The 21823-nt window shown below is 71.9% G+C and carries 21 protein-coding genes and 1 pseudogene; 9 read left to right on the forward strand and 13 right to left on the reverse strand.

What is annotated here, in order from left to right; all coding sequences use genetic code 11:
* Positions 1 to 42: 42 nt before the first annotated feature.
* From QP939_RS50080 to QP939_RS50115, 8 genes and pseudogenes are all read right to left on the reverse strand, one after another.
* Positions 43 to 3058: pseudogene (locus QP939_RS50080) on the reverse strand (helix-turn-helix transcriptional regulator).
* Positions 3059 to 3181: 123 nt separating this feature from the next.
* Positions 3182 to 3391, reverse strand: a complete 210-nt coding sequence (locus QP939_RS50085) for a hypothetical protein (RefSeq protein ID WP_285454029.1) — start codon at positions 3389 to 3391, stop codon at positions 3182 to 3184.
* Positions 3392 to 3542: 151 nt separating this feature from the next.
* Positions 3543 to 3746 (reverse strand): DUF397 domain-containing protein, encoded by a 204-nt coding sequence (locus tag QP939_RS50090; RefSeq protein ID WP_285454030.1) that lies wholly within the window; start codon positions 3744 to 3746, stop codon positions 3543 to 3545.
* Positions 3747 to 3758: 12 nt separating this feature from the next.
* Positions 3759 to 4661 carry a helix-turn-helix domain-containing protein gene (locus tag QP939_RS50095; protein ID WP_285454031.1) on the reverse strand — a complete coding sequence of 301 codons (903 nt, stop codon included), beginning with the start codon at positions 4659 to 4661 and terminating at the stop codon, positions 3759 to 3761.
* A gap of 368 nt (positions 4662 to 5029) precedes the next feature.
* Entirely contained in the window at positions 5030 to 5926 is an 897-nt protein-coding gene (tesB, locus tag QP939_RS50100; protein WP_285454032.1) for an acyl-CoA thioesterase II, read from the reverse strand.
* A 36-nt stretch (positions 5927 to 5962) separates the two neighbouring features.
* The gene (gene pyk, locus QP939_RS50105; protein WP_285454033.1) at positions 5963 to 7387 is read right to left on the reverse strand and encodes a pyruvate kinase; all 1425 of its coding nucleotides are present in this window, start codon (positions 7385 to 7387) and stop codon (positions 5963 to 5965) included.
* A gap of 659 nt (positions 7388 to 8046) precedes the next feature.
* Positions 8047 to 8712 carry a DUF2461 domain-containing protein gene (locus tag QP939_RS50110; protein ID WP_285454034.1) on the reverse strand — a complete coding sequence of 222 codons (666 nt, stop codon included), beginning with the start codon at positions 8710 to 8712 and terminating at the stop codon, positions 8047 to 8049.
* 53 nt (positions 8713 to 8765) lie between these two features.
* Complete coding sequence (locus tag QP939_RS50115; RefSeq protein ID WP_285454035.1) at positions 8766 to 9980, reverse strand: glycoside hydrolase family 18 protein; 1215 nt, start codon at positions 9978 to 9980, stop codon at positions 8766 to 8768.
* Between the two features lie 165 nt (positions 9981 to 10145).
* Between QP939_RS50115 and QP939_RS50120 the strand changes: the two genes are divergently transcribed.
* Positions 10146 to 10448 (forward strand): ArsR/SmtB family transcription factor, encoded by a 303-nt coding sequence (locus tag QP939_RS50120; RefSeq protein ID WP_285454036.1) that lies wholly within the window; start codon positions 10146 to 10148, stop codon positions 10446 to 10448.
* 104 nt (positions 10449 to 10552) lie between these two features.
* On the opposite strand, the gene QP939_RS50125 is transcribed toward QP939_RS50120, so the two are convergent.
* A complete protein-coding gene (locus QP939_RS50125; protein ID WP_285454037.1) occupies positions 10553 to 10894 on the reverse strand; it encodes a winged helix-turn-helix transcriptional regulator in 342 nt (113 codons plus the stop codon).
* A gap of 68 nt (positions 10895 to 10962) precedes the next feature.
* Here QP939_RS50125 and QP939_RS50130 point away from each other — a divergent pair, with 68 nt between their 5' ends.
* The 4 genes from QP939_RS50130 to QP939_RS50145 all read left to right on the forward strand — a co-directional run bounded on the left by QP939_RS50130 (position 10963) and on the right by QP939_RS50145 (position 14544).
* Positions 10963 to 11604, forward strand: coding sequence for a group II truncated hemoglobin (locus QP939_RS50130; protein ID WP_285454038.1), 642 nt, complete (start codon positions 10963 to 10965; stop codon positions 11602 to 11604).
* A gap of 33 nt (positions 11605 to 11637) precedes the next feature.
* Positions 11638 to 13074 carry an aromatic amino acid ammonia-lyase gene (locus QP939_RS50135; protein ID WP_285454039.1) on the forward strand — a complete coding sequence of 479 codons (1437 nt, stop codon included), beginning with the start codon at positions 11638 to 11640 and terminating at the stop codon, positions 13072 to 13074.
* Positions 13075 to 13139: 65 nt separating this feature from the next.
* Entirely contained in the window at positions 13140 to 13718 is a 579-nt protein-coding gene (locus QP939_RS50140) for an RNA polymerase sigma factor (RefSeq protein ID WP_285454040.1), read from the forward strand.
* Positions 13711 to 14544, forward strand: coding sequence for a CU044_5270 family protein (locus tag QP939_RS50145; RefSeq protein WP_285454041.1), 834 nt, complete (start codon positions 13711 to 13713; stop codon positions 14542 to 14544). Before QP939_RS50140 ends, QP939_RS50145 begins: the two co-directional genes overlap by 8 nt.
* 44 nt (positions 14545 to 14588) lie before the next feature.
* Here the strand turns inward: QP939_RS50145 and QP939_RS50150 are convergent, their stop codons facing one another.
* On the reverse strand, positions 14589 to 15614 hold the full coding sequence (locus QP939_RS50150) for a 6-phosphofructokinase (RefSeq protein WP_285454042.1): 1026 nt from the start codon (positions 15612 to 15614) through the stop codon (positions 14589 to 14591).
* A 282-nt stretch (positions 15615 to 15896) separates the two neighbouring features.
* Between QP939_RS50150 and QP939_RS50155 the strand changes: the two genes are divergently transcribed.
* Positions 15897 to 16979 carry a 3-deoxy-7-phosphoheptulonate synthase gene (locus QP939_RS50155; protein WP_285454043.1) on the forward strand — a complete coding sequence of 361 codons (1083 nt, stop codon included), beginning with the start codon at positions 15897 to 15899 and terminating at the stop codon, positions 16977 to 16979.
* Between the two features lie 80 nt (positions 16980 to 17059).
* Here QP939_RS50155 and QP939_RS50160 read toward each other — a convergent pair whose 3' ends face one another.
* Positions 17060 to 17548 (reverse strand): polyadenylate-specific 3'-exoribonuclease AS, encoded by a 489-nt coding sequence (locus QP939_RS50160; protein ID WP_285454044.1) that lies wholly within the window; start codon positions 17546 to 17548, stop codon positions 17060 to 17062.
* A gap of 60 nt (positions 17549 to 17608) precedes the next feature.
* On the reverse strand, positions 17609 to 18370 hold the full coding sequence (locus QP939_RS50165; protein WP_285454045.1) for a lysophospholipid acyltransferase family protein: 762 nt from the start codon (positions 18368 to 18370) through the stop codon (positions 17609 to 17611).
* Between the two features lie 209 nt (positions 18371 to 18579).
* On the opposite strand from QP939_RS50165, the gene QP939_RS50170 reads away from it, so the two are divergent.
* From QP939_RS50170 to QP939_RS50180, 3 genes are read left to right on the forward strand one after another with little or no spacing between them, the layout of a single operon-like run.
* Positions 18580 to 19347, forward strand: coding sequence for an alpha/beta hydrolase (locus QP939_RS50170; RefSeq protein WP_285454046.1), 768 nt, complete (start codon positions 18580 to 18582; stop codon positions 19345 to 19347).
* Positions 19344 to 19832 carry a hypothetical protein gene (locus tag QP939_RS50175; protein ID WP_285454047.1) on the forward strand — a complete coding sequence of 163 codons (489 nt, stop codon included), beginning with the start codon at positions 19344 to 19346 and terminating at the stop codon, positions 19830 to 19832. Before QP939_RS50170 ends, QP939_RS50175 begins: the two co-directional genes overlap by 4 nt.
* A gap of 11 nt (positions 19833 to 19843) precedes the next feature.
* Positions 19844 to 20983 carry a glutamate--cysteine ligase gene (locus tag QP939_RS50180; protein ID WP_285454048.1) on the forward strand — a complete coding sequence of 380 codons (1140 nt, stop codon included), beginning with the start codon at positions 19844 to 19846 and terminating at the stop codon, positions 20981 to 20983.
* On the opposite strand, the gene QP939_RS50185 is transcribed toward QP939_RS50180, so the two are convergent.
* Entirely contained in the window at positions 20980 to 21822 is an 843-nt protein-coding gene (locus tag QP939_RS50185; protein WP_285454049.1) for an NUDIX hydrolase, read from the reverse strand. The genes QP939_RS50180 and QP939_RS50185 overlap by 4 nt on opposite strands.
* Position 21823 lies beyond the last annotated feature (1 nt).

Consider the following 21823-nt stretch of genomic DNA (forward strand, 5'->3'; position numbering starts at 1 on the left):
GTCGCGCCCGGCCGCGGCCCCGGGGCCGTGAAAAAGCCGCGGTCAGGGAGCCGGAGCGGTGAGGAGGCCGCGGTCGTACGCGATCGCGACCGCCTCCGCGCGACGGCTCGCGCCCAGCTTCGCCATCACGCGGGACAGATGCACGCTGACCGTCTTCTCGCTGATGTACAGCTCTTCCCCGACCTGGCGGTTCGTGCGGCCCAGGGCCACGCGCTCGAGGACGTCGCGCTCGCGGTCGGTCAGCGGGTCCGTGACCGCGCGGGCCGGGGCCGCCGGTTCGACGCCCGCCAGCTCGACGCGCGCGCGGTGCGCCAGGTCGCGGACCGCGTCGCGCAGCGGGATCGCGCCCAGGCGCACCGCCACCGCGTGGGCCGCTTCGAGCACCGGGCCCGCGTCCGCGTCCGCCGCCAGCAGTGCTTCGGCTTCGTGCCAGCGGCAGATCGCCTGCTCGTAGACGGCGCCGTAGCCGAACGCCTCGGTCGCGGCCGCCCACTTCGCCACGTCCCCGCGGCCGGTCAGGCAGGACGCCGCCGCCTCCAGCCGGGCCAGCCACGCCCGGCCTTCCGGCCCGAGCGTCCCCGACCGCGGCTGCCCGACGACCGAGCACATCCGGCCGTGCGCCAGCATCCGCTCGCCCGCGGCCACCGCGGCGTCGGCCGCGGCGTGGTCGCCGCGGACCCGGGCGTCGGCGGCCAGCGCGGCCGCGGCCGACACGCCGAGGGCGGCCATCCGGATGCCCGCGAGCAGGCCCGGTTCGATCCGCTCCAGCCAGCCGATGGTGTCCTCGGCCCGGCGCATGGCCTCGGCGTGCTCGCCGCGCCAGTACGCCAGTTCGATCCCGGCGCCGCCGGCCGACAGCGGGATCTGGATGTCCGCGATCCAGTGCTGCCGCAGCCCGGTGATCAGCTTCGCGGCGTGGTCGAACCGGCCGCGGGCCACGACGAACTGCGCCCAGATGGCCTGGATCCGCGCGGCGACCGCGCTGGACACCCCGCGCCCGGCCCGGCCGGCGCTCTCGTCCGGCCAGTCGCCCATGACGTACCGCAGGACCAGCTGCCCCGCCCGCAGTTCCAGCCCGAAGGTGCTCCAGCTCAGCCCGGCTTCTTCCGCCCGCGCGACACCGCGCGAGGAGTGCTCCAGCGCCTCGGCGAACTCCGCTTGGTCGTGGTAGCTCAACGCGAGGAAGTAGGTCGCGCGGATCTCGGTGTTCGGTGCCCCGGCGTCCCGGGCTTTCCGCTCGGCCTTGCGCAGCCACTCGCGGGCCTCGGCGGCGTCGCCGCGTGAATCGGCCAACGTGCCCAGCGTGACCAGCGCCGACGCCTCCGCACCCGCCGCCCCGACCGCCTGCGCGTCGGCGACCGCGGTGCGCGCGCTGTCCAGGGCCGCCTCCGGCTGGTCGAGGATCCGGAGGAACCCGGCCCGGCTGGCCAGCACCCACGCGCGCGTGCCGCTCGGCTCGGTGTCCTTCACCAGGTCCCACGCCCGGTCGATCGCCGCGACCGCCTCGTCCAGGGTGCCTTCCAGCGCCAGCAGCGTCTCCGCCAGCCGCCGCCACGTCTTCGCCGCGCGGTCGGCCGAGGTGTCCGGCGTCAGCGACTTGGTGGCCGAGCGCGCGAACGCGGCCGCCCGCTCGGGCTCGCCGGACGTGCCCGCGAAGTAGGACGCTTCGTGCAGCAGCCGCAGCTCGTCGAAACCTTCGGGCCGGTCGGCCGCGGGCACGGCGTCCCAAATGGACAGTGCCTGCTCGACGTGCTGCAGCGCCGAGCCGGGCGCGCCGAGCTTCTCTGCCTCGTCCATCGCCCGCAGATAGGCGGGCAGCGCGGTGACCAGGTCGCTGCTCTGCATGGAGTGGTAGGCCAGCTTGGCGTCGTGCCCACGGCCCTGCGGCCGCGCCTTGATCCGCGCGGCGTACGCGGCGTGCGTGCGCGACCGCTCCCCCGGCAGCAAGTCGCCGTACACCGCTTCCTGCAGCAACGCGTGCCGGAACGTGTAGGAGCCGTCGGAAAGCACCACCAGGACGTGGTGCTGGACGGCTTCGCGCAGCGCCTCGTCGAAGCTCCAGCTCCCCCAGCCCGGAGACCTCGGCGAGGGCCCCGTGCATCACCGGCTCGTTGGCCACCGAGATCACCCGGACGACCCGCCGGGTGTCCGGCGAAAGCCGCTCGAGCCGGGACAGCAGCACCTCGGCCAGCCCGGCGGGCAGGTCGTTGCACTCGGTCTGGGTGGCGAGCAGCTCTTCGGCGAAGAACGGGTTGCCCTCGGAGCGGGCGACGATGTCGGCCACGACGTCCGCGGGCAGCGGCTCGTCGGCCAGGGCTTCGACGAACCGGCGGGCGTCGGCCGCGCCGAAGGGGTGCAGGTCGACGCGCTCGACGGTGGCGAGCCGGACCAGCTCCGACAGCAGGCCGCGCAGCGGGTGGCGCCGGTGGACGTCCTCCTCGCGGTAGCTGCCCACTACCAGCAGCCGCTGCGCGCGCAGCCGGCTCAGCAGGAAGGACAGCAGGTTGCGGGTCGAGGCGTCGGCCCAGTGGAGATCCTCGAGCAGGATCACCACCGGGCGCGACTCCGCGACCTCGGTCAGCACCCCCAGTACCGCGTCGAACAACTGCAGCTGACCGAGATCCTGCTCGGGCCGGGGACGCACCATCGTTTCCCGGTCGTTCGAGGTCATCGGCGGGTGTTCGGCCGCGCGGGGCTCTTCGAAGCCCTGGCCCTGCGGCAGGAGCCGCCCGAGCGCGGGCCGGAGCCGCACCGCGGCGGCGACCGCCGGGTCCGTCGCGCTGCCCAGCGGGGCGAGCGCCTCGGCGAACGGAAGATAAGGAAGACCGCCTTCGCGGACGTCGATGCAGCGGCCGGTGAGCACCAGCCCACCGCACGCCTCGACGTGCTCGCCCAGCGCGGTCAGCAGCCGGGTCTTGCCGACCCCGGCGTCCCCCGAGAGCAGCACCGCGCCGGCTTCGCCACGTTCAGCCCTGGCGAAGGCGGCGCGGAGCCGCCGCATCTCGTGGGTACGGGCGACGAGCGGGATTCCGGAGCCGAGTCGGGGCACGAGGAGCATTCTGACCTACCCCACCGACATTTTTTCGGGGGCTCGGGTGGCGGAGCCCCCGACCTGGGGCGCAGCCCCAGATGTCACCGACAAGTTCCGACCGCTTATCGCCATGACCACCATCACCCGCCCCTACCGGGCGGTCTTGCCGACGCCCGCGGTTTCCCGCGCGGTCTCCCGGCGCTCCTGCGCGGGTACGTCGACGTCGGTCCGCGCGGCCCGGAAGTGCCGGATGCCGCGGCGGGCGCGGGCGGCCCAGGCGCTGCGCCCGGCCTTCCGCAGTTCCTCGGCCCGGTAGGCCGCTTCGGCGCGGACCGCGTCGAGCATCAGATCGCTGTGCATCGTGTTCCCCTGTCTCTCCGGTTGGTAGCACTCAGGTTCGTCCTGAGGGCGCACCCCGGGCATCGGGTGATCACGCAGCACTGGCCGTGAAAAGACCCCTTACTCCCGGCCGAGCCCAGCTCGGTGGGGGTAAGGGGTCTGCGAAACCGCCTCAGTCGCGCGCCGGGCCGCCGGGCCGCACCGCGGCCAGCAGCCCCCGCCACCCCGACGCGGGGAGGCGGAACGCACCACCTTCGGGGTCTTTCGAGTCGCGCACCGCGGCGCCACCGGCGACGAACGCGACCTCGACGCAGTCGTTGCCGCCGCCGCTGTGGCTGCTCTTGCGCCACCGCGCCCCGGAGAGTTCTGCTTCCATGGTCCCCACTCCTTACTGTGTCCTCGGTTCCAGATGGTGCACCGGAGCCGGTACGGCCGCCTGTTCGGCGAACCGTCCGGCGGCCTCGGCGATCAGCGCCACCGAGTCGTCCGGCTTCAGTGCGGCCGCGCGCAGATGGTCGAACATCAGCCCGTAGCGCCGGACGTCTGTGGGTTCCTCCAGGTAGAGGCCGCTGGACGTGCTGTCGTCGACGTAGACGACGTCCGGGTCGGCCTGCTCGGGGAAGCCCATGATCAGGAACGGCCCCTCCATGCCGGGGTGCGCGCCGGCCCCGAACGGCACGACCTGGATGGTCACGTTCGGCTTCTCGGCGAGCGCGACCATGCGGTAGAGCTGCTCGGCCATCACCTCGGGACCGTCGACGACCCGGCGCAGCACCGCTTCGTCCATCACCGCCCAGTACTCCGGCGGCGGGGTGTCGGACAGCAGCTCCTGGCGGGCCATCCGGGCGGCGACGCGGCGGCGGATCTCGGCGTCCTCGGCGTCCGGCCGCAGCGCGCGGATCACCGCGTGGGCGTACCGCTCGGTCTGCAGCAGCCCGGGTACCAGCAGCGCCTGGAACGCGCGCAGCGAGCTGGCGTCGGCCTCGAGCCCGACGAACGTGCCGGTGAAGACCTCGTTGTAGGCGTGCCACCAGCCGCGCTTGCGGGCCTCCCTGGCCAGCTGGACGAGCGCTTCCTGCTCGTCACCGGTGATGCCGTAGAGGGCCAGCATGTCGCGCGCGTCGCGCGGGGTGACCCCGACGTGGCCGGTCTCGATGCGGCTGATCTTCGACGCCGAGCACTCGAGCTTCTCGCCGACCTCGTCGATGGTGAGGTCGGCGGCTTCGCGCAGCCGCCGCAGCTCTCCCGCGAGCCTCCGGCGGCGAACCGTGGGGCTCTGTCCCCTTGCCATGGCGCACCTCCGGGATGTCGACGGCGACAGAGCCGTCCGCTCGCTGCCAGTATCCAACATGAACGGCCGCGTAATCGCACGGCACCGTTTACGATGACGCTTCTGCAATTTGCAGAATGCTTCTGTATGCTCGCACCCTGCGTCGCGGCGGGCCGCCGCGAGGGTGCGGCGGGCTCGGGCCCCCGGCCCCGCCGAGGGCCCGTGAGCAGCGTAGACGATGATCCGGCGCACTGCCGCGTGATCATCGGGAGAAGAGGTCCGGGGCCGTCCCCCGATCGGTCCCGGCCCTCTTCCCGGGCCGAATGCCCCATTCCGGCGACGAATATTCTGACTATTCGTCGCCCGGAAGGGTGATTTCCCGGCGGACTTCAGAGGACTCGCAGGAGTCCTTCTTGGACGACCGTCGCGATGAGCGTGCCGTCCTGGGCGAAGAACCGTCCGGTGGCGAGGCCGCGGGCGCCGGACGCGGTCGGCGAAGCGCTGTCGTAGAGGAACCACTCGTCGGCGCGGAAGGGCCGGTGGAACCAGAGCGCGTGGTCGAGGCTCGCGCCGAGCACCTTGTCGGTGTCCCAGTAGACGCCGTGGCGCGCGAGCACCGAGTCGAGCAGGGTCATGTCCGAGGCGTAGGTCAGCACGCAGACGTGCAGCAGCTGCTGGTCGGGCAGCTTCCCGTCGGCGCGCATCCACACCTGGTTGCGCGCGGGCCGCTCGCCGGTCTCGCGGGTGATCCACGGCGGCTCGTTGACGTACCGCAGGTCGATCGGCCGGGGACGGCTGTGCGCGCCGATCGCGTAGCCCTCGGCGCGTTCCATGAGCGTCGGCAGCGTCTCCGGCGCCGGCACGCCCTCGGGCATGGTCTCGGCGTGTTCGATGCCCGGTTCGTCCTTTTGGAACGACGCCGAGAGCGAGAAGATCGCCTTGCCGTGCTGGATCGCGACGACCCGGCGGGTGGTGAACGAGCGGCCGTCCCGGATCCGGTCGACCTCGTAGATGATCGGCACGCTGGGGTCGCCGCCGCGGATGAAGTACGCGTGCAGCGAGTGCACCCGGCGTTCCTCGGGGACCGTCCGCCCGGCCGCGACCAGCGCCTGACCGGCGACCTGCCCGCCGAACACCCGCACCGGCGAGTGCGCGGGCGAGACGCCGCGGAAGATGTTCTCTTCGATCTTCTCCAGGTCGAGCAGCGCGATCAGGCGGTCCAGCACCGGCTGGCCGCCACCCGGGATCTCCAGCTCGGTGGCGGCCGTCCTGGCCATTTCAGTCATGGCCAGACCTTATGTGTTCCGCGGGCAAGACGTCCCTTATGCGTGGTCGTCTTCACCGAGGCGGTGCACGTGGATCAGGTTCGTCGAGCCGACCGTCCCCGGCGGGGAACCGGCCACGATGACGACCAGGTCGCCCTTCTGGTACTTGCCCATCTCGAGCATCGCGTGGTCGACCTGCTGGATCATCTGGTCGGTCGAGTCCACCCGCGGCACGATGTGGGTGTTGGTGCCCCAGGTCATCGACAGCTGGCTGCGGACGCAGTCCTCCGGCGTGAACGCCAGCAGCGGCAGCCGCGTGTGCAGCCGGGCCAGGCGGCGCACGGTGTCGCCGGACTGCGTGAACGCGACCAGCGCCTTGGCGTTGAGGCGCTCGCCGATGTCGCGGGCCGCGTAGGAGATCACGCCGCGCTTGGTGCGCGGGACGTGCGTCAGCGGCGGGACGACCGGCGAGTCGGTCTCGACCGCCTCGATGATCCGGCCCATCGTCTGCACGGTCTCGATCGGGTAGCGCCCGACGCTCGTCTCGCCGGAGAGCATCACGGCGTCGGTGCCGTCGAGCACCGCGTTCGCGACGTCGGAGGCCTCGGCGCGGGTCGGCCGGGAGTTGTTGATCATCGACTCGAGCATCTGTGTCGCGACGATGACCGGCTTCGCGTTCTCGCGGCAGATCTGGATGGCGCGCTTCTGCACCAGCGGGACCTGCTCCAGCGGCAGCTCGACACCGAGGTCGCCGCGGGCGACCATCACCGCGTCGAAGGCCAGCACGATGGCCTCGAGGTTGTAGACGGCCTCGGGCTTCTCGATCTTGGCGACGACCGGCAGGCGGCCCTTGCCGACCCGGTCCATCACCTGGTGGACCAGGTCGATGTCGGCGGGCGAGCGGACGAAGGACAGGGCGATGAAGTCGACGCCCAGCTCGAGCGCGAACTCGAGGTCCTCGATGTCCTTCTCCGACAGCGCCGGGACCGAGACGTCCATGCCGGGCAGGGAGACGCCCTTGTTGTTGCTGACCGGGCCGCCCTCGGTCACCTCGCAGACCACGTCCGGGCCCTCGACGCCCTTGACGACGAGGCCGACCTTGCCGTCGTCGACGAGCAGCCGGTCACCCGGCTTGGCGTCCTTGGCGAGGCCCTTGTAGGTGGTCGAGACGCGGTCGTGGGTGCCGGCGACGTCCTCGACGGTGATCCGGACGATGTCGCCGTTGTGCCACTCGACCGGCCCGCCGGCGAAGGTGCCCAGCCGGATCTTCGGGCCCTGCAGGTCGGCGAGGATGCCGACCGCCCGCCCGCTCTCGGCGGCCGCGGCCCGGATGAGGTCGTAGACCTCCTTGTGGTCGCTGTGGCTGCCGTGGCTGAAGTTCATCCTGGCCACGTCCATGCCAGCGTCGACGAGGGCCCGCATCTTCTCCGGCGTTGCGGTGGCGGGGCCCAGGGTACAAACGATCTTCGCGCGTCGGCTCACGTTCGCACAGCGTAGTCCCTCTTCGCGCGTTCGTCTGTACCGATCCCGAAAAGTTCAAGAAAACTGTTCAGAAACCGGCCTCGTCCGGGGGTGGTCCCCTGAGGTGCCGGTGGGGTCTGGCGGCGGGGCAGCTCACGTCCCTGGTGGCACAGGACGACGTGAATTACTCATTCATGCCGCCTGGTGACACGGGGAGTCGTGCCTGCTGTCGCCTCTTCCCTCGTACCTGCCGTGCCGACCCGGCACTGGCCCGCCTCGGCCCCGCTTCGCCCCGCCGAGACCGGCACACTTCCCCCGACGAGGCCACCACGCCCTCGCCGGGGAGAGGCGGGCTGCGCAGCCGTCGCAGGTCCGGCGATGGGCCCCCATCCGCCCGGCCGAGGTGGACCAAAGGGTCCTCTGCTCCGAGCGCGCGGCAGGAAAGGACCCTTCAGCGCATCAGATGAGACGAACGTCCCCTTCAGCACGTCCCGGCCTTGCCGGAGCCGGGCAGGGGGCCGGTGGAGCTTCTGGGCACGCCCGGCGAAGTCGTGCGGCCAGGCCACTCTGTCGCCGGATGACCGGCTCGCCCGAACGCGCCGACGCGACTTCCCGGGACACTGTCGCCTGGTGACAGGAATGAGTCATTCACGTCACCAGGGCACGAACCCTAGGCGGGTCTAGCGGCGAGGCAGTTCGCTGGGGCCGACGCGGTCGCGGGCCCACTCGTTGAACTCGCGCAGCTGCCGCCACGCCTTCCGGACCCGCTCGAGGGCCCCGCGCTCGTGCAGGACGTCGTCGGGCTCCCAGGCGCGGACGGCGTACACCGAGCGGTAACGCAGCAGGTCGAGGCGGGGGTGGTCGGCGTCGAAGCCGCGCGGCTTCGACTTCAGGCGGTCGCCGCGGATCTCCCAGCCGGCCTTCTCGAGCTTCTTCAGGATCTTCTCGAGCGCTTCGCCGTGCAGCTCGGTGTCGACGGCCTTCCGGAACCGCGCGATCTGGTCGGCGGCCAGGTGGAAGCAGCCGCCGCCGACGCGCAGGCCCTCCGGGCCGACCTCGACGTAGTAGGCGCCGCCGCCACGGCCCTGCTCGATCACCGCGCCGCAGTGGGTCTTGTACGGCGTCTTGTCCTTGGCGAACCGGACGTCGCGGTAGGGGCGGAACACCTTGGGCTCGCCGAAGCCGTCGGAGAACTCCGGGGCCAGCTCCGCGAGCAGCGCTTCCATCGGGGCGCGGACGTCGGACTTGTACGTCTCGACGTGGTCGTCCCAGTAGGGCTTGGAGTTGTCCTCCACGAGGCCGTCGTAGAAGTCGACGGCGTACTCGCCGAATCCGCTGAACTTCACGTCCGCGACAGTAAACGGGGGCACCGACAAGTTTCGCCGGTGCCCCCGTGGCACTACTTCGCGACGGCGGTGATCAGCTCGCCGTCGGTGGTGTCGCCGGACAGCTCCCAGAACATCGCGCCGCCCAGGCCCTGCTGCCTGGCGTAGTCGACCTTGCCGGCGATGGTCGACGGCGTGTCGTAGCTCCACCAGTCGCCGCCGCACTTGGCGTACGCGGTGCCCGCGACGGTGCCGGTCGCCGGGCAGGACGTCTTGAGCACCTTGTAGTCCTCGATGCCCTGCTCGTACTTGCCCGGCGCCGGGCCGGTCGCGGTGCCGCCCGGGGCGTCCTTCGTGACGCCGGTCCAGCCGCGGCCGTAGAAGCCGATGCCCAGCAGCAGCTTGTCCGCCGGGACGCCCTTGCCCTTGAGCTTCTGGATCGCGGCGTCGGAGTAGAAGCCCGCGGTCGGGATGCCGTCGTAGCTGCTCAGCGGCGAATGCGGGGCCGTCGGGCCCTGCGCGGCCCACGCGCCGAAGTAGTCGTAGGTCATCACGTTGTACCAGTCGACGTACTGGGCGGCGCCGGCGTAGTCGGCCGCGTCGATCTTGCCGCCGTCGGTGCCGTCCGCGGTGATCGCCGACGTGACCAGCTGCGAACCGAACTTGGCGCGCAGGGCGGCCATCAGGTTCTTGTAGGCCGCGGCGCCGCTGGTGTCACAGGAAAGGCCGCAGGCGTTCGGGTACTCCCAGTCGATGTCGATGCCGTCGAAGACACCGGCCCAGCGCGGGTCGTTGACCAGGTTGTAGCAGGAGTCGGCGAACGCGGCGGGGTTCTGCGCGGCCTGCCCGAAGCCGCCCGACCAGGTCCAGCCGCCGAACGACCAGATGACCTTCAGCCCGGGGTGCTTGGCCTTGAGCTTCTTGAGCTGGTTGAAGCTGCCGGCGAGGGGCTGGTCCCAGGTGTCGGCGACGCCGTCGACGCTGCCCGCGGCGTCGTAGGTCTTCTGGTAGTCGGCGTAGGCGTCGCCGATCGCGCAGCCGCCGTTCGTCACGTTGCCGAAGGCGTAGTTGATGTGCGTCAGCTTGCTCGCCGAGCCCGAGGTCTCGATGTTCTTGACGTGGTAGTTGCGGTCGTAGACCCCCCATTCGGTGAAGTAGCCGACGACCTTGCCGACGGAGGCCTCGGTCGCGGCGGTGGCGGCCGGGGCCGCGGCGGCGCCCGCCACCAGGCCCGCGGCGGCCGCCACGGTCAGCAGCGCCGAGAAGCTCTTCCTGCGGAAACGGGACATGCGTTCTCCCTCCGGAGAATTACTCACGGCGTCGTTGCCGGAGTGGTGGGGACCACACCACCGTAAGTGGACTAGACCACTAGGTCAATGGTTCAGACCAAGCAGCCCAGTGGGCGGGCCGTGCATTCCTTGACAGGAATATGCCGGGCGGAGCACATTTCAGGGGTGATGCAGACCTTCGACGTCCTCGCCGAACCCCGGCGGCGGACCATCCTCGACCTGCTCCGCGACGGCGAGCGGTCCGTCGGCGAGCTCGTCGAGGAGCTGGAGCTGAGCCAGCCCGCGGTGTCCAAGCACCTGCGGGTGCTGCGCGAAGCGGGCCTGGTGACGGTCCGGGTCGCGGCCCAGCGGCGGTGCTACGCGCTGCGCCCGGAGCCGCTGGTGGAGATCGACGCGTGGCTCGAGCCGTACCGCCGCTTCTGGTCGGGTCGCTTGGACGCGCTGGAGCGCCGCCTCGACGAGTCCTGACCGCGGGGCCCGAAGCGCCCCAATGTGGCCTTCGGTGCGTCAGACGCACCCAAGGCGGCCTTCGGTGCGTCAGACGCAACCAAGGCCACATTGGGGCGCTTGGGTCAGGGCTCGGCGGCCGGGGCGAACGTGATTCCCGCGGCCGTCGCGCGGCGCTCGCCCCACTCGTACAACGCCGTCAGGGCCGGGCGCAGCTCCTCCCCCACCTCCGTCAGGTGGTACTCGACGTGCGGGACCCGGCCGTCGAACTCCTCGCGCCGCACGATGCCGTCCGCAGCCAGCTCGCGCAGCTGCTGGGTCAGCATCTTCTCGCTGACGCCCGGCATCCGGCGCCGCAGCTCGCCGTAGCGGTGCGCGCCTTCCTTCAGGTGCGCCAGGATCACCGGCTTCCACTTGCCGCCGATCAGGTCGACCGCCAGCTCCACCGCGCAGTGGTACCGCTTCATCCCGCTCTCCCCTACGCACCGGAAAGTGCGTGGTTGCCCGGCCGGGCCACCGCTGGTTGCCTGACCGGGTGATCGTCGACTACCTGCGCTACACCGTGCCAGAAAACGCCAGGGCGGACTTCGAAAATGCCGCCGCCGGGCACCGGTTCGAGCGGGCGCCCGGCGGCCGGTACCTCGTGCGCGCCCCGGCTCCCTTCGCGGGCGTCGAAGGCTTCACGCCCGACGGCGAACCCGAGCGCTACGAGACCACCACCCCCTCGCTCTACGACTGGGCGGGCGGGCGCGAAGCCCTCGTCGAGCTGCTCACGATCTTCTACCGGCACGTCCTCGAAGACCCGCTCCTCGAACCGGTCTTCCGCACCATGGACCCGCACCACGCCGAGCACGTCGCGGTGTGGCTCGGCGAGGTCTTCGGCGGCCCCGCCGACTACTCCGCGCACCACGGCGGCCATCCCCACATGATCGGCCGCCACCTCGGCCGCGGCATCACCGAGCCGCAGCGCCGCCGGTGGGTGAGCCTCCTGCTCGACGCCGCCGACGAAGCCGGGCTGCCCGGCGACCCGGAGTTCCGGGCCGCGTTCGCCGGGTACGTCGAGTGGGGCAGCCGCCTGGCCGTGGTGTTCTCCGCGCCCGGCGCGGAGCCGAACCCGCACGAGCCCGTCCCGCGCTGGGACTGGACGATGCCGCCCTGGCAGCCACCCGCGCCCTAGCCGCATAGTGAGGGCAGTCGGAAGGAGGCTGCCGTGATCCGGGTGGACGGCCGGACCCTGCGGTGCGCGGACGTCGTGACGGCGGCGCGCACCGACGGGCCGCTGGGCATCGACGTCTCGATCGCCGCGCTGCGGGCGGCCGAGCACGCGTGGAAGCTCGCCGAGGAGCTGAGCACGCGGCGGGTGGTCTACGGCCGGACCACCGGCGTCGGGGCGAACAAGGACGACACCGTCGAAAGCTCGAAGGAGCACGGCCTGCGGTTGCTGCGCAGCCACGCGGGCGGCAGCGGGGACGTGCTGCCGCCCGGCCAGGTCCGGGCGATGATGCTGATCCGGCTCAACCAGCTGCTCGCCGGACGCTCGGGCATCAGCCCCGAGCTGATCGGCGCGCTGGCCGAAGCCGTCCGCACCGGCGCGCTGCCGCTGGTGCACCGGCTCGGCGCGATCGGCACCGGCGACCTCGCGCCGCTGGCCGAGACGGCGCTCGCCCTCACCGGCGAACGGCCGTGGGTGCGCGGGCACGTGCCGCCGGTGCCGGTGCACGCGGGCGACGCGCTGGCGTTCATGAGCAGCAACGCGGCGACGCTCGCCGAGGCGACGCTCGCGGCGATGCGGCTGGACACGCTGACCCGGGCGAGCCACGCCGTCGCGGCGCTGACGTACGTCGCGCTCGACGGCAACCCCGAGGCGTACGCGACGCCGGTGCACGAAGCGCGTCCGCACGCGGGGCAGGTCGCGTGCGCGGCGGAAATGCGGCGGCTGCTGGGCATGCACCAGACGCCGAAGCCGGGGCGCCGGATCCAGGACCCGTTCGGGCTGCGGGCGTTCCCGCAGGTGCAGGGCCCGGCGCTGGACGCGATCCACTACCTGCGGGACGTGCTCGCCGTCGAAATCAACGCCAGCACCGAAAACCCGATGATCTCGACGGTCCACGGCGACGCCTACCACCACGCGCACTTCCACACGGCGTACGTGTCGACGGCGCTGGACCAGGCGCGCGCGACCGTGCACCAGGTGGCGGAGCTGTCGGTGGCGCGGCTCGGCGACCTCGTCGAGCCGGAGTTCACCGGGCTGCGGCCGTTCCTGGCGGCGGGCCCGGCGGGCAGCTCGGGCGTGATGATCCTCGAGTACGTCGCCCACGACGCGCTGACGGAACTGCGCCAAGCGGCACTCCCCGCGACACTCGGCACGGCTGTCGTGTCGCGCGGGATCGAGGACCACGCGAGCTTCTCGACCCAGGCCGCCCGCGCGGCGACCGCGGCTTGCGCGGCCTACCAGCAGGTGCTGGCGTGCGAGCTGGTCGCGGCCGTGCGGGCGCTGCGGATGCGCGAAGCCGACTTGGTGGACCTGCCGGTGCGCGACGCTTTCGAAGCGGCGTCTTCGGTACTGGACGAGAGCGTCGACGACCGCCCGCTCACCGAGGACATCGCCGCCGCGGGCGGTGCCCTGGACACCCTCGCCCGGATCTAGCGTGAACCCGAACCGCCCGATCCGCCAATAACGGGAGCAGGTGGCGGACGACAGGCAGGCGGTTCATGAGTTCACCAGGCGTGGCCGACGCGGAGATCATCGCGGCGTCGCTGCGGCACCCCGAGCGGTTCGCGGTGGTCTTCGACCGCCACGCCGCGCACATCCACCGGTACCTGGCCCGGCGGCTCGGCGGCCAGCTCGCCGACGACGTCGTGGGCGAGACGTTCCTGGCCGCCTTCACCGGCCGCGGCCGCTACGACCCGGCCTTCCCGGACGCGCGGCCGTGGCTCTACGGCATCGCCACCAACCTGGTCGGCAAGCGCCGTCGCGACGAGGCGCGCGAGTACCGGCTGCGCGCCGCGCTCGGGCCGCCCGACGCCCAGGAGGGGCACGCGGACCGGGTGGCCGCGCGGGTGAGTGCCCAGGCGATGAACGGCCGGCTCGCCGCCGCGCTGGCCGGGCTCGCCCGCGGCGATCGCGACGTCCTGCTGCTGATCGCCTGGGAAGGCCTGGCCTACGACGAGGTCGCGGCGGCGCTGGGCATCCCCGTCGGCACCGTCCGGTCGCGCCTGAACCGGGCCCGCAAGAAACTCCGCGCCGTGCTGGCGCCCGCATCGGCCGAGGAGGTCTCGAACCGTGGATGAACTGCAGCTGCTGCGCGACTTCGCCGGACCGGCGCAGCTCCCGGCACACGACGACCTGGCGCGGAGTCGAGCCCAACTGCTCGCCGCGACGACCGCGCGACGACCGGCTCGGCGCTGGGTGTGGGGTTCGGTCACCGCGGCCGGGCTCGCCGCCGCGGCCGCCGCCGTCGTCGTGCTCACGCCGGCGGAAGACGCCGGCCCGGTGCCCGAGCCCGAACCGGTGCGCATCCTGCACGCCGCGGCCGCGAAGGCGCGCGCGCTGCCGGACGTCATCCCGCGGCCGGACCAGTTCGTCTACACGAAGACGCTGCTCGCGGACGGCCGGGAGAACGAAACGTGGGCGTCGGTGGACGGCACGCACGACGGACTGGCGTTCGTCTTCGGCCACGAAACCGAGGTGGCGGGCTGCCGCGACGGAAAGGGCGTGACGAACCGGTGCGTGCCGCACCCCGCCGCTCCCGCGGACCTGCCGACGGACGCCGACGCCATGCTCGCCTACCTGCACAAAAGCACCTACGGCGAAGGCGACACCCTGCACGACCTCGGCCGCGAGGTCGTCACCCTGGCCGGCGGCTACCTGCGCCCGGCCGTGCGGGCCGCGCTCTACGAGGCCGTGGCGAAGGTGCCCGGGCTCGTCGTCCGCACCACGAAGGACGCCACGGGCCGTCCGGTCCTCGGGATCACCTGGAACAGCACGAACGAGCACGGGATCGGCAACCAGGACGAGTTCCTGTTCGACCCGGTCACCTTCGCCTACCTCGGCGACGGGACGACCGGCGTGGTGGTGAGCCAGGGCATCGTCGACGCGGTGCGGCAGCGCCCCTGAACGCGCGAAAGGGCCGTCCGGGGACGGCCCTTTCGCGGGAAACCTCAGCCGAAGAAGACTTCTGCTTCCTGGTAGCGCTCGACCGGAACCGTCTTCAGCTCGGCCGTCGCCTCGGACAGCTTGACCCGGACGATGTCCGTGCCCTTGAGGGCGACCATGACGCCGAAGTCGCCGTCGGCCACCGCGTCGACCGCGTGCAGGCCGAAGCGGGTCGCGAGGACGCGGTCGTAGGCCGTCGGGGTGCCGCCGCGCTGGACGTGGCCCAGGACCACCGCGCGGGACTCCTTGCCGGTGCGGTGGGCGATCTCGTCGGCCAGCCAGGTGCCGATGCCGCCGAGGCGGACGTGCCCGAAGGCGTCCTTCTCGCCGGTGAGCAGCTTCTCCTCGCCGCCCTCGGGCAGCGCGCCTTCGGCGACGACGATGATCGGCGCGTACTCCTTCTCGAAGCGGCGCTCGACCCACTCGACGACCTGGTCGACGCTGAAGTGCTTCTCCGGCACCAGGATCACGCTCGCGCCGCCGGCCAGGCCGGAGTGCAGCGCGATCCAGCCGGCGTGCCGGCCCATGACCTCGACGACGAGCGCGCGGTGGTGCGACTCGGCGGTGGTGTGCAGCCGGTCGATCGCCTCGGTCGCGATGGAGACCGCGGTGTCGAAGCCGAAGGTGTAGTCGGTGGCGCCCAGGTCGTTGTCGATCGTCTTGGGCACGCCCACGACGCCGATGCCGTCGTCGGTCAGCCGCTTCGCGACGCCGAGGGTGTCCTCGCCGCCGATCGCGATCAGCGCGTCGACGCCCTGGTCGGCCAGGACCTGCCTGATCTTCTCGACCCCGCCGTCGACCTTGTACGGGTTGGTGCGCGAGGACCGCAGGATGGTGCCGCCGCGGGTCAGGATGTCCTCGACGTCCTTGAGGCCGAGCGGGCGGCTGTCGCCGGTGAGCGGGCCGTTCCAGCCGTTGCGGAAGCCCACGAAGTCCCAGCCGTGCACCTCGATGCCCTTGCGGACCACGGCGCGGATCACCGCGTTGAGCCCCGGGCAGTCGCCGCCGCCGGTCAGCACACCGACACGCATGAGAAGCCTCCGTCTGTTCTCGGGAGATGACAGTCACAGTTCGTCGCTCGCCAGGGTAGCGGCTCTCGTCTTGATCGGTGCAGCCCGTACCACCTGCCGAATCGGTCCGGGGCCGGCGTGTGCTACCTTGACGGCGTGCAGCGCTATTTCTGGTTTACGAAGCCGGCCCCGGGTGGGCACGGCGGCGTGAACCTGCGCTGACCTCCACCCCGAGCCGGATCTCGAAACCGGCTCGGCGAATCCCCCGCGGGTCGGTGTCCACCAGGAAGGAACACCCCCGCGATGACGCTCTCCGCCGGACCCGCCGCCATCGGCGACCTCGACGCCGCGCGCACCACGTCGATCAGCCCGCTCATTTCCCCCGCACTGCTGCGTGAAGACCATCCGGTCGACGCGGCCGTCGCCAAGGTGGTGCGCCAAGGCCGCACCGAGACGGTCGACGTCCTCGAAGGCCGCGACGACCGCCTGCTCGTGGTGGTCGGCCCGTGCTCGGTGCACGACCCGGAAGCCGCGCTCGACTACGCCCGCAAGCTGGCCGGGAAGGCCGAAGAGGTGCGCGACGACCTCCACATCGTGATGCGCGTGTACTTCGAGAAGCCGCGCACGACGCTGGGCTGGAAGGGCCTGATCAACGACCCGGACCTCGACGGCACGTTCGCGGTCAACAAGGGCCTGCGGATGGCGCGCAAGCTGCTGCTCGACGTCTCGGCGCTCGGCCTGCCGGTGGGGTGCGAGTTCCTCGACCCGATCACGCCGCAGTTCATCGCGGACATCGTGACGTGGGGTTCGATCGGCGCGCGGACGGCGGCGAGCCAGGTGCACCGCCAGCTGTGCAGCGCGCTGTCGATGCCGGTGGGCATCAAGAACTCGACGGAGGGCGACGTCCAGGTGGCGGTGGACGCGACCCGCGCGGCGGCGGCGAGCCACGTGTTCCCGGGCATCAACACGGACGGCCTGGCGGCCCTGCTGACGACGGCGGGCAACCCGGACTGCCACGTGATCCTGCGCGGCCACAACGGAGGCCCGAACTACGACGAGGCGACGGTGGCGGACACGCTGGCCCGGCTGGCGAAGTCGGGCCTGCCGGAGCGGGTGATCATCGACGCGTCGCACGGCAACAGCGGCAAGGACCACGTGCGGCAGGCCGCCGTGGTGCGCGAGCTGGCTTCGCGGATCGCTTCGGGTGAGCGCGGGATCGTCGGGCTGATGATGGAGAGCTTCCTGGCGGCCGGGCGGCAGGATCTGTCGCTGGGGCACCCGGAGCTGCTGACCTACGGCCAGTCGATCACGGACGCGTGCCTGGCTTGGGACGACACGGCTCCGCTGCTGGACGAGCTGGCCTCGGCGGTCCGGGCGCGCCGCTGAGACAGGCTGCCGCGTCGCGAATGACTCATTGGGGACCTCGTACGTCCCGAATGAGTCATTCGCGACGCTCCGGCCGAGCCTCACCGGCGCCGGAAGTACTCCTCGATGACTTCCCACCGCGCGAGGTTGTGCTTGGCATCCGCCAGCGCGTCATGCTGATCGGTAGGAGCAGCTGGGAGCTTCGGCTTCCCGGCGTCCTCCCACCGCTGCCGCAGGTCCCGGGTGAACCGGGGCAACTGCCGTGGCAACGCGGGCATCGGCCCCCACAACTGAGCCAGCGCCACGTGGTCGTAGGCCGCGAACCAGGCCCACAGCTCGATCCCGCCCGGCGGTTTCCCGAAGAACTCGAGCAGGTCGGCCCGGATCTTCTCGCGGCTGCGCCAAGCCGGGTCGGCCGGGGACGGCAGCTTGTCCAGGACGTTGTCCCGGACCCACTGCCCGGCCCGCGCCGGGTCGAACTCGGTCGACACCGCGTAGAACTCGCGGCCCCGCTCGTCAACGACACCGATCGACACCAGGTCGATCGTCACGCCGTCCTCGATGAACTCGGTGTCGTAGAAAAAACGCACTTCGGGACGGTATCAGCGGCGCGAAGCGCCTCCGTTGAGGGTGGAAGGTGGAGCAGTGGGTCAGCCGACCTTGGAATCGGGCACCCGGGCCGCGTCCGGTGCCGACGGCTGGGCGGGCACCGACGGCTTGACCCCGGCCGCTTCCGCCGCCAGCAGTTCCTTCGCCTTCGCCGCGTAGATGTCGACGTACTCCTGGCCCGACAGCTCCATCAGCGCGTACATGATCTCGTCCGTGATCGACCGCTCGATGAACCGGTCGCCCGCGAGGCCTTCGTAGCGCGAGAAGTCGAGGGGCTTGCCGAAGCGGACCTCCAGGCGGCGGGGCCACCACATCTTCGAACCGATCGGGTTGACCTTGTCCGTGCCGATCATCGCCACCGGGATCACGACGCCGCCGGAGTCGAGGGCGATGCGGGCGACGCCCGTCTTGCCCTTGTACAGCCGCCCGTCCGGGGAGCGGGTGCCCTCCGGGTAGATGCCGAGGAGGTGGCCGTCCTTCACGAGGCGGGTCGCCGTGTCGAGCGCGGCCTGGGCCGCGTTGCCGCCCGACCGGTCGATCGGGAACTGGCCGACGCCGGTGAAGAACCACTTCTTGAGCAGGCCCTTGAAGCCGGGCTCGGTGAAGTACTCGGACTTGGCCGGGAAGGTCACCTTGCGCTTGACCCGCAGCGGCATGAAGAACGAGTCCGCGACCGCGAGGTGGTTGCCCGCCAGGATCGCGCCGCCGGTTTCCGGGATGTTCTCCGCGCCGACGACCTTGGTCGGCCACAGCGTCTTGAGCAGCGGTCCGAGGAACACCCACTTCATGAGCCAGTACAGCACCGGTGCCTCAGTCCTCCATCGCAGCTCAACCCGTGTCACCCGCGCCGAACAGCCTACGAACCCCGGTGCCCGGCGCACAACGGAGACCACCCGGTTACCGCGGGGCAGCGATCGATCTCACAGCGAATTCCGGGCCCGGGCGGACCCCCACAACGCCCGCGAGCCGTGAGAGCATGGACGAATCCACCGCTCACACGGAAGGCGATCGCATGGGCGTGCTCGCCGGCGCGGAACCGTTCGGCCACACCGGTTCGGCCGAAACCGGGTTCCTGCTCTGCCACGGGTTCACCGGCACCCCGGCGAGCATGCGGGCCTGGGGTGACCACCTGGCCGAGGCCGGGTTCACGGTGCGCTGCCCGCTGCTGCCGGGCCACGGCACCCGCTGGCCGGACCTCAACCGCACGACGTGGGAGGACTGGTACGGCGCGGTCCGCGAAGCCCTGCTCGCGCTGCTGGCGACGTGCCGGACGGTGTTCGTCGGCGGCCTCTCCATGGGCGGCACGCTGACCCTGCGCCTCGCCGAGGAGTTCGGCGACCGGATCGCCGGGATCGTGCTGGTCAACCCGTCGGTGACGCGGCTGAAGTGGGACACCCGGCTGCTGCCCGTGCTGGGCCGGATCGTGCCGTCGGTGCCGGCGATCGCGAACGACATCAAGAAGCCGGGCGAGACCGAGCTGGCCTACCCGCGCACGCCGGTGCGCGCCGCGGCCAGCCTGGCGAAGCTGTGGGCCGTCGTGCGCGCCGACCTGGCGAAGGTGACGCAGCCGGTGCTGCTGCTGCACTCGTCGGTCGACCACGTCGTCGAGCCGGTGAACTCGCAGCTCGTGCTGAACGGCGTCTCGAGCACCGACGTCACCGAGGTCGTGCTGGAGAACAGCTACCACGTCGCGACGCAGGACAACGACGCCGAGGTCATCTTCACGCGTAGCGTCGAGTTCGCGAAGGCGCACGCCGCACAGCCCGAGGAGACCGCATGAGCCGGGGGAAGGACGGACCGGAGGACGTCGACGCGACGTTCGCCGAGATCGTCGCCGACCTGCGAGCCGACGGGTTCGGGCTGCCCGAGGAAGACACCGCCGAAGCCACCGGGACCGAGCGCAAGACGCCGGAGCGGCCCGCCGAGCCGCCCGCCGTGGAGAGCCCGCCGGAGCCCGGCTGGCGGTCCGGGGGCACCTCGTGGGACACCACCATCTTCTCCGACGACCCCGCCGACGACGACGAGCACTACGTGCCGCCGGAGCCGCCGCCGTTGCCGCGGCCGAAGATGGGCGCGTTCCTCATCCTGCTGCTGTTCCTGGCCGGGCTGTTCCTGCTGATCCTGCCCGGCGCGATCGGCGTGGGCCCGACGGTGGCGACGCCGCTGGGGATCCTCGCGCTCGCGACCGCGATCGCCCTCCTGCTGCTCCGCGTCCGCCAGGGCCCGCCGCCCGGCGCGGACCCGAGCAACGGCGCCCAGGTCTGACGCCGGCGGCGATGCACATCGAGTTCAGCCCTTCGCGGCGATCGACCGTCGGCGCGGAGTGGGAGCTCGGCCTGGTGGACCGGCGCAGCGGCGAGCTGACGTCGGTGGCCGAACGGATCCTCGAGGCGGTGCGCCCGGACGGCGCCGCCGAGCACCCGAAGATCAAGCAGGAGCTCCTGCTCAACACCATCGAGATCATCACCGGCGTCTGCGACACGATCGCCGAGGTGAAGGCCGACCTGGCCGGGTCCCTGGACGTCGTGCACGGCGTCGCCGACCCGCTCGGCGTCGAGATGTTCTCGGCGGGGACGCACCCGTTCTCGAACTGGTACCAGCAGAAGGTCACCGACAAGGAGCGCTACGCCAAGCTGATCGACCGGACCCAGTGGTGGGGACGGCAGATGCTGATCTACGGCGTGCACATCCACGTCGGCGTCGACCACCGCGACAAGGTGCTGCCGGTGCTCGACGCGCTGCTCAACTACGCGCCGCACCTGCAGGCGCTGTCGGCGTCCTCGCCGTACTGGGGCGCCGAGGACACCGGGTACGCGTCGAACCGGGCGCTGATGTTCCAGCAGCTGCCGACGGCCGGGCTGCCGTTCCAGTTCCGGAAGTGGGCGGAGCTGGAGAGCTACGTCGAGGACATGTTCACCACCGGCGTGATCGACCACTTCTCGGAGATCCGCTGGGACATCCGGCCGTCGCCGAAGCTGGGCACGATCGAGATGCGCGTCTGCGACGGGCTGCCGACGCTGGCGGAGGTCGGCGCGATCGCGGCGCTGACGCAGTGCCTGGTGGACGACTTCGTCGAGCGCCTCGAGGACGGCGAGATCCTGCCGACGCTGCCGCCGTGGCACGTCCAGGAGAACAAGTGGCGCGCGGCCCGCTACGGCACGGACGCGATCATCATCCTGGACGCGGCCGGGCGCGAGCGGCTCGTCACCGACGACGTCGTGGACCTGCTGGACCGGCTGGAGCCGGTGGCGCGGCGCCTGGACTGCGTGGCCGAGCTGCGGGACGTCGAGACGATCCTGGCGCACGGGCCGAGCTACCGGCGCCAGCGGGCGGTGGCCGAGCGGCACAAGGGCAGCCTCAAGGCGGTGATGGCGTCCCTGGTCGCGGAGATGCGCGACGGGATTCCACGCGACTAGAGCTCGTCCAGCTGGCTGCGGAGCGTGCCGGGGCCGAGGATCGACGCGCCGAGGGCTTCGACACGCCCCTTCAGCTCGCGGTCGGCGGTCGCGACGAGGACCCTGGCGGTTTGTTCGGCGACGACCTCGACGATCTTCGAGTCGCCGTCGGTGTCCGCGGCGACGACCTCGACGCCTTCGGTGCTCGTGACGTGCTTGGCCTGGCCTTCGACGACCAGGACGACGCGGGGCCACCAGGTGATCGCCGCGTCGGCGGGATCGGGCACCCCGGCTTCGGCGAGTTTCGCGAGCTGGTCGCGGAGGCGTTCGGCGGCACCGTGCCGGTCACGCCACCAGCCGTCGGGCCGCGAGCCGACGACGTTGGCCGCGTCGACGACGAGCACGAGCTCCTGCCCGACGCGGTCGCGCAGGGCGGGCCAGGCGGCGGCGAAGTCGCGGTGCAGCCGGTACCCGGGGACGTCGTCGGGGTCCACCCAGCGCACCTCCGCACTTTCGGTGTTCGCGACCCGCGCCTCGGCGCCGTCGGCGAGGGCGAGAACGGTGGTGTAGCTCCAGTCCCCATGATCCACCACGGAGGCCGAGACCGCGCGGAAGGCATCGGTGGGCACGGAGGCCTCCTCGAAGGCTTCCCGCGCGGCGGCGGTCACGGCGGTCTCCCCCGCTTCGATGGCCCCGCCGGGCAGCGCCCAGGTGCGGCCGTGGTGCACCCACCAGGCGCGGCGCTGCAGGAGGACACCGCGGGCGGGATCGACGAGCAGCAGGCCGGCGGCCCCGTAGCGGCCCCAGTGCAGGTGCCCGCAGGAACACTTGACGAAGACGCTCGCGGACGGGGCACTCACC

Origin of the sequence: Amycolatopsis nalaikhensis, from assembly GCF_030264295.1 — a bacterium.
Classification (GTDB): Bacteria; Actinomycetota; Actinomycetes; order Mycobacteriales; family Pseudonocardiaceae; genus Amycolatopsis; species Amycolatopsis nalaikhensis.